Source organism: Streptomyces sp. NPDC048349, assembly GCF_040651925.1.
Lineage (GTDB): Bacteria > Actinomycetota > Actinomycetes > Streptomycetales > Streptomycetaceae > Streptomyces.
In genome coordinates, this window is record NZ_JBEZLA010000117.1 from 1 (window position 1) to 10,095 (window position 10,095).

A 10,095-nucleotide genomic window follows, 5' to 3' on the forward strand; every position below is an offset into this window, starting at 1 on the left:
GCGTACAACAAGAAGCTCGGCATGTTCGAGCTGACGGGCCTGCCGCCGGCCCCGCGCGGCGTCCCGCAGATCGAGGTCTCCTTCGACATCGACGCGAACGGCATCATGCACGTCACGGCCAAGGACCTCGGCACGGGCAAGGAGCAGAAGATGACCGTCACCGGCGGCTCTTCGCTCGGCAAGGACGAGGTCGACCGCATGCGCCAGGAGGCGGAGCAGTACGCGGAGGAGGACCTGCGCCGCAAGGAGGCGGCCGAGTCCCGCAACCAGGGCGAGCAGCTCGTCTACCAGACGGAGAAGTTCGTCAAGGACAACGAGGACAAGGTCCCGGCCGACGTCAAGACCGAGGTCGAGGCCGCGGTCACCGAGCTGAAGGAAAAGCTCAAGGGCGAGGACACCGCCGAGATCCGCACCGCGACCGAGAAGCTCGCCGCGGTCAGCCAGAAGCTCGGCCAGGCCATCTACGCCGACGCCCAGGCCGCCCAGGGCGCCGCCGGTGCCGCTGCCGGTGACGACGCTGGCCAGGCCAAGGCCGACGACGACGTCGTCGACGCCGAGATCGTGGACGACGAGAAGCCGAAGGGTGGCGCTGCCTGATGTCGGAGGAGACCCCGGGTTTCGACGAGAAGCCCGAAGTCCCCGTCGACGGCACGCCCGACGAGCCGAAGGCCGCCGACTCCGCCTCGGAGGAGGCGGCGGCCCCGGCTGGGGACGCAGCAGCTCAGTCCGTCGGCCAGGAGGCAGCGCTGCTCGCGCAGCTGGACCAGGCCCGTACCGCGCTCGGTGAGCGCACCGCGGACCTCCAGCGGCTCCAGGCCGAGTACCAGAACTACCGCCGCCGGGTGGAGCGGGACCGGGTCGCCGTCAAGGAGATCGCGGTCGCGTCCCTCCTGACGGAACTCCTCCCGACCCTGGACGACATCGGCCGGGCGCGGGAGCATGGCGAGCTGGTCGGCGGCTTCAAGTCGGTGGCCGAATCGCTGGAGACCGCCGCGGCCAAGATGGGGCTGCAGCAGTTCGGCAAGGAGGGCGAGCCCTTCGACCCGACGATCCACGAGGCCCTGATGCACTCGTACGCGCCGGACGTCACCGAGACGACCTGCGTGGCGATCCTGCAGCCGGGGTACCGCATCGGCGAGCGCACGATCCGCCCCGCGCGGGTCGCGGTGGCCGAGCCCCAGCCGGGCGCGGCCCCCAAGTCCGAGTCGTCGGAAGGCGACACGTCGTCCGACAAGGACGCGGATGCCCCCGACAAGGGCTGAAGCTGAACCAGTAGCAGTACGAGAGGAGGGACACCGGGGATGAGCACGAAGGACTTCGTGGAGAAGGACTACTACAAGGTCCTCGGTGTCCCGAAGGACGCCACCGAGGCCGAGATCAAGAAGGCGTACCGGAAGCTCGCGCGCGAGTTCCACCCGGACGCCAACAAGGGCGACGCCTCGGCCGAGGAGCGCTTCAAGGAGATCTCCGAGGCGAACGACATCCTCGGCGACGCCAAGAAGCGCAAGGAGTACGACGAGGCGCGCGCCCTGTTCGGCAACGGCGGCTTCCGCCCCGGACCGGGCGGGGCCGGCGGCTCGTTCAACTTCGACCTCGGCGACCTCTTCGGCGGTCAGCAGCCGGGCGGGGCGGGCGGCGGCTTCGGCGGCGGCCTGGGTGACGTCTTCGGCGGCCTGTTCAACCGCGGCACCGGCCCCGGCGCGGGCACCCGCAGCCAGCCGCGCCGCGGCCAGGACATCGAATCGGAGGTCACCCTCTCCTTCACGGAGGCGGTGGACGGGGCCACGGTCCCGCTCCGGATGTCCTCGCAGGCCCCCTGCAAGGCCTGTTCGGGCACCGGCGACAAGAACGGCACACCGCGGGTGTGCCCGACCTGCGTCGGCACCGGCCAGGTCTCGCGGGGCAGCGGCGGAGGCTTCTCGCTGACCGATCCCTGCGCGGACTGCAAGGGCCGCGGTCTGATCGCGGAGACCCCCTGCGAGGTCTGCAAGGGCAGCGGGCGCGCCCGCAGCTCGCGCACCATGCAGGTCCGGATCCCGGCGGGCGTCTCCGACGGCCAGCGGATCCGGCTGCGCGGCAAGGGTGCGCCGGGCGAGCGCGGCGGCCCCGCCGGTGACCTGTACGTCGTCGTGCACGTGGACGCGCACCCGGTGTTCGGGCGCAAGGACGACAACCTGACGGTGACCGTCCCGGTGACCTTCGCCGAGGCGGCACTGGGGGCCGACATCAAGGTCCCGACCCTGAACGGCCCCTCGGTGACGCTGAAGCTGCCGCCGGGCACCCCCAACGGCCGTACGATGCGGGCCCGCGGCAAGGGAGCGGTCCGCAAGGACGGCACCCGCGGCGATCTGCTGGTGACGGTGGAGGTCGCGGTCCCGACCGAGCTGTCGGACAAGGCCCGCGAGGCGCTGGAGATGTACCGCGAGGCGACGGAGTCGCAGGACCCGCGCACCGCGCTGTTCGAGTCCGCGAAGGGAGCATGACCATGGACGGCCGCCGACGACAGTCCTCCCGCCTGGGCGGGGGCTACCAGCTCACCGATGAGACCCCGGTCTACGTGATCTCGGTGGCCGCGCAGCTCTCGGGCCTGCATCCGCAGACCCTGCGCCAGTACGACCGTCTCGGCCTGGTCTCCCCGGACCGTACGGCCGGCCGCGGCCGGCGCTACTCGGCCCGTGACATCGAGCTGCTCCGCACGGTGCAGGCGCTGTCCCAGGACGAGGGCATCAACCTGGCGGGCATCAAGCGGATCATCGAGCTGGAGAACCAGGTCGCCGCGCTCCAGCAGCGCGTGGCCGAGCTCTCCGCGGCGGTGGACGGTGCGGCGGCCACGCTGCGGGCCCGCGAGGCCCAGGTGCACGCCTCCTACCGGCGCGACCTGGTTCCGTACCAGCCCCCGCAGCCCGGCAACGCGCTGGTCGTCTGGCGCCCCAAGCGCCCGATGGACTGACGGCGGACGGGCGGTTTTCAGCCAGCGTCGGCATATGTGGGAGGCTCCTGCCCGGAACGGGTGGGGGCCTTCCGCTTGTGTGCGCCAAGGGCCGCTCAGGGCAGCTGCTGCCGGTGCTCCGGAGTGTCGAGGATGCCGGACTGGGCGATGAGGAAGCCGAGCTGGGCCCGGCTGCCGCTGCCCAGATAAGCGGCCAGCTTGGCGATGTGCGCCCGGCACGTGCGGACGTTCATCCCCAGGCGGCGCGCGATGGCCTCGTCCACGTGCCCCTCGACGAGGAGTTGGGCGATGGAGCGCTGCACACCGGAGACGCCGTCGGGGGTGTGCGTGTAGGTGACCTCGTCGCGCAGCGGGACGGCCCGGCGCCAGAGCTGTTCGAAGACCTTGATGAGGTAGTCGACGAGGCCGGGGTGGCGCAGTTCCAGGGCCACGCGGCGGTCGTCCTGCGCCGGGATGAAGGCGACGGTCCGGTCGAAGACGATGAGCCGCTCGATCAGCTCCTCCAGCGTGCGGATCTCCACCTTGCCCGCGGAGATGCGCTCCACGTAGGCGAGCGTGCCCTGGCTGTGGCGGACGGTGTGCTGGTAGAGGGTGCGGATGCTCACGCCGCGGTCGATCAGGGGCTGTTCGCGCTGGAGCGCCTGGGTCAGCGAGATGGACGGCCGGGCCCCTCCCGGCTGTACCGTCAGTACCTCCGTGTGACACTCGGCGGAGGCGAGGTCGAGGGCCGCGCTGATGCGGTCGAAGCCTTCCAGGACCGTGATCGCGTGGGTGCTCGACGGCGTCTGCGCGCTGATCGCGAGAAACGGCTCGAATGCATCGGATAGTTCTACGGACAGTCGCCGACGCTCCTGGATCTCGCGTTCGATCGGATGCAGTCGTTGGGCGAGTGCGACGGACGGTGGAACCGGACGCAGCGAGTATTCGTCGTCCGGATCGGGATGCAGAAGGTTGAATTCCAGCAGGCAAGGAGCGTTTTCAACTTCTGCCCGGGAGACCCGCCCGGCGCTCAGCGCCGTGGCGTACAGACGTGCGCCCTCGTCGCACAGGGTCGTCACAGGGTGGGGATGTGTCGGTGTTGTGCTGATTTTCGGCAAATCTCCACCCCCCAGGGTCCTGAACATGCAAGAACATGATGCATCGTCCTTGTGGCACCAAGGTGCCCGAATGAGCCATCGTCAGTCACGCGGGGGAGAGGATTCCATCAAGTGAGGACGAAGCCGACCATGTATAAGAGAATGCTTCGCTCGGCGCTTGCCGTTGTTTTCTCCGCAACAGTGGCATACGGGGCTCTCGGGAGCGGTGGCGTCGGCTCCGGCGGCACCGGGGTCGTCGAGGCGAGCGTGCAGTCCGGTACGGGCTCGCACGATTCCGCTGGCGAGATGGACACAGGCTGGCACACCGCCCCCACGGACGGGGCGAGCGCATGACCCCCGACGATCGCGGCTTCCGCCGCGAAATGGCCTCCGCATACCGCTCGGGATGGCAGTTCATCGATCTGGCCACTGCGATCCCCTATCCCGGCGACTCCCTGGTCGTCACGCTGTTCGGGCAGCCGATCGTGGTCGTACGCGAGGAGGACGAAGACGTCCGGGCCTACCGCTGCCTGCGCCGCCCCCGCGGCGCGCCGCAGCCCGTCCGCTGCGAGGTGCGCTACGGAATGGTCTTCGTCAACCTCGATCAGCGCGACCACCAGCTCTTCGAACCCGATATCACCACCGCCACCCCCCGCAGTGCCTGAAGCGATTCCCCCGTCGTTGCAGATCGCTCAGGTGCTACCCCCACACAACGGCGCCATCGTGGACCTGACCACGATGGCGCCGTTGTGGTGTCCGCGTCCATGCCCCGACCGGACATGTTCCGGCGGCGAAGCACGTCCCGCCGCCGCCCCGGCTCCCCGGCGGGCCGGGCCCGGGCTCAGGCCCGCCCCATCGCCCGGTCGAGGGTGATCTCCACGACCACCCGGTCGGGATTGGGCGAGGGCGTCCGCCCGTAGCGCTCCGCGTAGCGCGCCACCGCGTCGGCGACCGACGCCTCGTCCGTACGGATGACCGCGCGCCCTTCGAGGGTCGCCCAGCGGCGTCCCTCCATCTGGCAGACCGCGACCCGGGCCGCGCCCGGCTGCGCCGCCAGGACGTTGCGGACCTTCTTGCTGTGCTTGTTGCTGATCACCCGGGCCAGGCCGGCCTCCGGGTCGTACGTCACGCCCACCGGCACCACGTGCGGGGACCCGTCGGGGCGGGGCGTGGTCAGCGTGCAGACGTGCCGCTCCCGCCAGAAGGCGAGGTACTCGGGCGTCGGGTTGAGTACGTCATGGGACATGGCCCGAGGGTACGGGGCTGCGCCGGACGGGGGTACCGCGACCTGCCTTGAGTGGAATAGACTCAACTTTGCGTAGGTTGTTTATGTCATAGTCCTGTCCCCCGAGAGAGGAGCTACTCACCCGTGGATGCCGAGCTGACCAACAAGAGCCGGGACGCGCTGAACGCGGCGACCAGCCGGGCCGTCAAGGACGGCCATGCCGACCTGACCCCCGCGCACCTGCTGCTGGCGCTCCTCGCCGGCGAGGACAACGAGAACCTGACCGACCTCCTCGCCGCCTCCGACGCCGACCTGCCCGCCGTGCGCAACGGCGCGGAGCGGCTGCTCGCCGCCCTGCCCAGCGTCACCGGGTCCACGGTCGCGCCCCCGCAGCCCACCCGCGAGCTGCTCGCCGTACTCGCCGAGGCCGACGCCCAGGCGGGCAAGCTCGGCGACGACTACCTCTCCACCGAACACCTGCTCATCGCCCTCGCCGCCAAGGGCGGCGCGGCCGGTGAGGTCCTGTCCGCCCAGGGCGCGAGCGCGAAGAAGCTGCTGGACGCCTTCCAGAACGCACGAGGAGGACGGCGGGTGACCACCCCCGACCCGGAGGGCCAGTACAAGGCGCTGGAGAAGTTCGGCACCGACTTCACGGCGGCCGCCCGCGAGGGCAAGCTCGACCCGGTCATCGGCCGGGACCACGAGATCCGCCGCGTCGTGCAGGTGCTCTCGCGCCGTACGAAGAACAACCCGGTGCTCATCGGCGAGCCCGGCGTCGGCAAGACCGCCGTCGTCGAGGGCCTGGCCCAGCGCATCGTCAAGGGCGACGTCCCGGAGTCCCTGAAGAACAAGCGGCTCGTCTCCCTCGACCTGGGCGCCATGGTCGCCGGCGCCAAGTACCGCGGTGAGTTCGAGGAGCGGCTCAAGACCGTCCTGGCGGAGATCAAGTCCAGCGACGGGCAGATCATCACCTTCATCGACGAGCTGCACACCGTCGTCGGCGCGGGCGCCGGCGGGGACTCGGCGATGGACGCGGGCAACATGCTCAAGCCGATGCTGGCCCGCGGCGAGCTGCGCATGGTCGGCGCGACCACCCTGGACGAGTACCGCGAGCGCATCGAGAAGGACCCGGCGCTGGAGCGGCGCTTCCAGCAGGTGCTGGTCGCCGAGCCGTCCGTCGAGGACACCATCGCGATCCTCCGCGGCCTCAAGGGCCGCTACGAGGCCCACCACAAGGTCCAGATCAACGACAGCGCGCTCGTCGCCGCCGCGACCCTGTCCGACCGGTACATCACCTCCCGCTTCCTGCCCGACAAGGCCATCGACCTCGTCGACGAGGCCGCGTCCCGGCTGCGCATGGAGATCGACTCCTCCCCCCTGGAGATCGACGAGCTCCAGCGCTCGGTGGACCGGCTGCGGATGGAGGAGCTGGCGCTGAAGAACGAGTCCGACCCGGCCTCGCTCGAACGCCTCGACAAGATCCGCAAGGACCTCGCCGACAAGGAGGAGGAGCTGCGCGGCCTGACCGCCCGCTGGGAGAAGGAGAAGCAGTCCCTCAACCGCGTCGGTGAGCTCAAGGAGCGCCTGGACGACCTGCGCGGGCAGGCCGAGCGCGCCCAGCGCGACGGCGACTTCGACACCGCCTCCAAGCTGCTCTACGGGGAGATCCCGACCGTCGAGCGCGAGCTGGCGGAGGCCACCGAGGCCGAGGAGGAGGCCTCCAAGGCCGGCAGCGCCAAGGACAGCATGGTCAGGGACGAGGTCGGCCCCGACGACATCGCCGACGTGGTGGGCGCCTGGACCGGGATCCCGGCCGGCCGCCTCCTCGAAGGGGAGACGCAGAAGCTGCTGCGCATGGAGGACGAGCTGGGCCGCCGCCTGATCGGCCAGGGCGAGGCCGTACGGGCCGTCTCGGACGCCGTGCGCCGCACCCGCGCCGGCATCGCCGACCCGGACCGGCCGACCGGCTCGTTCCTCTTCCTGGGCCCGACGGGCGTGGGCAAGACGGAGCTGGCCAAGGCGTTGGCCGACTTCCTCTTCGACGACGAGCGGGCCATGATCCGCATCGACATGTCGGAGTACGGAGAGAAGCACTCGGTGGCCCGCCTCGTCGGGGCGCCGCCCGGCTACGTCGGCTACGAGGAGGGCGGCCAGCTCACCGAGGCCGTCCGCCGCCGCCCGTACTCCGTCGTCCTCCTGGACGAGGTGGAGAAGGCCCACCCCGAGGTCTTCGACATCCTGCTCCAGGTCCTCGACGACGGCCGCCTCACGGACGGCCAGGGGCGCACCGTGGACTTCCGCAACACGATCCTGGTCCTGACCTCGAACCTGGGCAGCCAGTTCCTGATGGACCTGGCCACGCCCCCCGAGCAGAAGAAGCAGCAGGTCCTGGAGGTGGTGCGGAGCTCCTTCAAGCCGGAGTTCCTCAACCGCCTGGACGACCTCGTGGTCTTCTCCGCCCTGACCGGGGACGAGCTGGCGCACATCGCGGAGCTCCAGATCGGCCGCCTCGCCAAGCGGCTGGCCGACCGGCGCCTGACCCTGGAGGTCACGCCGGAGGCCCTGGCCTGGCTGGCGGACAAGGGCAACGACCCGGCGTACGGCGCCCGCCCGCTGCGCCGCCTGATCCAGACGGCGATCGGCGACCGCCTGGCGAAGGAGATCCTGTCCGGCGAGGTCAGGGACGGCGACACGGTACGGGTCGACGTCGCCGGCCAGGACCTGCTGGTCGGCAAGGCCCTCTGACGCCCGGTAGCCGCCACCCGTGTCCGCCCGGAGCGGATCGCGGGCCCGTGGGCTGGACACGGGGTGGGCGGGATGGGGGAGGATGAGGTATCCGCACGAAGGGAAGTACACGGTGAGCATCGACCCGGCCTCGATTCCGAACTTCGGAGGGCAGCAGCCCGATCCGCAGGCCACTGGACCGGCGGGCCCCGTCGTCCCCGACCAGGATCTGGTCAAGCAGCTGCTCGAGCAGATGGAGCTCAAGTACGTCGTCGACGACGAGGGTGACCTCGCGGCGCCGTGGGAGGATTTCCGCACGTACTTCATGTTCCGCGGCGAGGACGAGCAGCAGGTCTTCTCGGTGCGGACCTTCTACGACCGTCCGCACAAGATCGACGAGAAGCCGCAGCTCCTCGAGTCGATCGACGACTGGAACCGCCGCACCCTGTGGCCGAAGGTCTACAGCCACACCCACGACGACGGCTCGGTCCGTCTGATCGGCGAGGCGCAGATGCTGATCGGCACCGGCGTGAACCTGGAGCACTTCGTGTCCTCCACGGTCAGCTGGGTCCGCGCCTCCATCGAGTTCGACAAGTGGCTCGTCGAGCAGCTCGGCCTGGAGAAGGAGATCGACTCCACCGAGGGCGACGACGAGGGCGACAGCGACAACTAGGGAGCACTCATCTCCTAGAGCGGTACCCGGGCCACGAGCAGCAGGTACAGCCCGTAGCCGTAGCTGAGTCCGGCCAGCGCCGCGGTCACCATGACCGCGGTGCGCGGCCGGGCCCTGGCCATGACGGCCGCCACCGGCAGCAGCAGCGGGAAGGCCGGGAGCAGGAACCGCGGCTTCGACTCGAAGAACCCGGCCCCGCCGTACGCGATCACCAGCAGGATCGCCGTGTAGGCGAGCAGCGGCAGCGGGGTGCGGTCCAGGAGCAGCAGCATCGCCAGCAGCCCGGCCGCGGCCAGCAGGACGACGGTCACGGTGGTGGCCAGCGGTACGTGCCCGCCGGTCAGCACCCGCTCCGCGGAGCGCAGCGCCCCGGCCCCGAAGTCAAAGCGGGACCCCCAGCGCCGCTGCACGGCGAAGTACCCGCCGAGGGGGTCGCGCACCCGCACCCCCACGGCCACCACGTACGCCGCCCACCCCGCGGGGGCCAGCAGCCCGGCCACCCACACCTCGGGCGCGCGGGAGCGGCGCGTGACGATCGCGCACAGGGCCATCACCGAGACGGCGGCCGCGACGGCGAGCCCGGTCGGCCGGGTCAGCCCCGCGAGCACGGCGAGGCCCGCCGCCCACAGCCAGCGCTCGCGCAGCAGCGCGTACAGCGCCCAGGCGGCGAGCGCGGCCAGCAGGGCTTCGGTGTAGGCCAGGCTCAGGACGACCGCGTGCGGCAGCGCCGCCCACAGACCCACGAGCAGCAGCCCGGCCCGCGGCCCGATCACCCACGCGCCGATGCGGTAGACGCCGACGGCGGCGACGGCGGCGCAGACCCAGGCGACGAGGATCCCGGCCGGGAGCAGCCCGCCGGGCAGGACGACGTCGACCAGCCTCATCAGCGTCGGGTAGAGCGGGAAGAAGGCGTAGTCGCTCTGGATGGAGCCGGTCCCGGTGCTGGCGTTGGGCCACATCTGGGTGCGCCCGTAGCCGTGGGCGGCGATCCCCAGGTACCAGACGGAGTCCCAGGACCTGCCGAGGACCCGGAGCGGGTCCTTGCCCGCCCACCAGGAGCCGAGGGTGAGGACCAGTACCCCGGCGCCGCGTACGGCGGCGAACACCCCGAGGGCGATGACCGTCGTCGGCGCGGCCGCCCGCACCGCCTTGACGGCGCGCATCTCCAGGGGCGACGCGGACACCGAGACCCTGCCCGTTGCCATGTATCCCGACTTTCCTGCTCTTCGTGAGTACGCTCATCCGATGATGAGAGCGACGGGCACGTTCCAGGCCGTCAGCTTCACACCGGCCTCGCACACCCCGCAAGCACACCTGGAAAACGACCGGGGCCCGCACCGGCCCCGGCCCACGGCCTAGGGGGTGTCTGACGGAGGTCCGCGGCGTCGCGGTGCCCGGCACGCACTCTCGCCGCACCGGCCGAAAGCCCAAGTACGTCCAGTACGGG

The 10,095-nt window shown here is 71.0% G+C and carries 10 protein-coding genes; 7 read left to right on the forward strand and 3 right to left on the reverse strand.

Going from position 1 to position 10,095, the window contains the following annotated elements; translation table 11 throughout:
* The 4 genes from AB0D44_RS33530 to AB0D44_RS33545 all read left to right on the forward strand — a co-directional run.
* Positions 1-597 (forward strand): Hsp70 family protein (locus AB0D44_RS33530; RefSeq protein WP_362598423.1); only part of this gene is annotated, 597 nt, incomplete at its 5' end.
* Positions 597-1,262, forward strand: coding sequence for a nucleotide exchange factor GrpE (grpE, locus tag AB0D44_RS33535; protein ID WP_362598426.1), 666 nt, complete (start codon positions 597-599; stop codon positions 1,260-1,262). The genes AB0D44_RS33530 and grpE, both read left to right, overlap by 1 nt.
* A 39-nt stretch (positions 1,263-1,301) precedes the next feature.
* Positions 1,302-2,483: a molecular chaperone DnaJ gene (dnaJ, locus tag AB0D44_RS33540; protein ID WP_362598429.1), complete on the forward strand. Its 1,182-nt coding sequence runs from the start codon at positions 1,302-1,304 to the stop codon at positions 2,481-2,483.
* A gap of 2 nt (positions 2,484-2,485) precedes the next feature.
* The gene (locus tag AB0D44_RS33545) at positions 2,486-2,950 is read left to right on the forward strand and encodes a helix-turn-helix domain-containing protein (RefSeq protein ID WP_362295040.1); all 465 of its coding nucleotides are present in this window, start codon (positions 2,486-2,488) and stop codon (positions 2,948-2,950) included.
* 95 nt (positions 2,951-3,045) lie between these two features.
* Here AB0D44_RS33545 and AB0D44_RS33550 read toward each other — a convergent pair whose 3' ends face one another.
* Positions 3,046-4,074: a helix-turn-helix transcriptional regulator gene (locus tag AB0D44_RS33550; RefSeq protein WP_362598432.1), complete on the reverse strand. Its 1,029-nt coding sequence runs from the start codon at positions 4,072-4,074 to the stop codon at positions 3,046-3,048.
* A gap of 302 nt (positions 4,075-4,376) precedes the next feature.
* On the opposite strand from AB0D44_RS33550, the gene AB0D44_RS33555 reads away from it, so the two are divergent.
* Positions 4,377-4,691, forward strand: a complete 315-nt coding sequence (locus tag AB0D44_RS33555; RefSeq protein WP_362598434.1) for a (2Fe-2S)-binding protein — start codon at positions 4,377-4,379, stop codon at positions 4,689-4,691.
* Positions 4,692-4,867: 176 nt separating this feature from the next.
* Here the strand turns inward: AB0D44_RS33555 and AB0D44_RS33560 are convergent, their stop codons facing one another.
* Positions 4,868-5,272 (reverse strand): TIGR03618 family F420-dependent PPOX class oxidoreductase, encoded by a 405-nt coding sequence (locus AB0D44_RS33560; RefSeq protein ID WP_362598437.1) that lies wholly within the window; start codon positions 5,270-5,272, stop codon positions 4,868-4,870.
* Between the two features lie 123 nt (positions 5,273-5,395).
* Here AB0D44_RS33560 and clpB point away from each other — a divergent pair, with 123 nt between their 5' ends.
* Together clpB and AB0D44_RS33570 are read left to right on the forward strand one after the other, a co-directional pair.
* Positions 5,396-7,996, forward strand: a complete 2,601-nt coding sequence (gene clpB, locus AB0D44_RS33565) for an ATP-dependent chaperone ClpB (protein ID WP_362598440.1) — start codon at positions 5,396-5,398, stop codon at positions 7,994-7,996.
* A 112-nt stretch (positions 7,997-8,108) separates the two neighbouring features.
* The gene (locus AB0D44_RS33570) at positions 8,109-8,648 is read left to right on the forward strand and encodes a YbjN domain-containing protein (RefSeq protein WP_362598443.1); all 540 of its coding nucleotides are present in this window, start codon (positions 8,109-8,111) and stop codon (positions 8,646-8,648) included.
* Positions 8,649-8,662: 14 nt separating this feature from the next.
* Here the strand turns inward: AB0D44_RS33570 and AB0D44_RS33575 are convergent, their stop codons facing one another.
* On the reverse strand, positions 8,663-9,853 hold the full coding sequence (locus AB0D44_RS33575; RefSeq protein WP_362598445.1) for a hypothetical protein: 1,191 nt from the start codon (positions 9,851-9,853) through the stop codon (positions 8,663-8,665).
* Between the last annotated feature and the right edge of the window lie 242 nt (positions 9,854-10,095).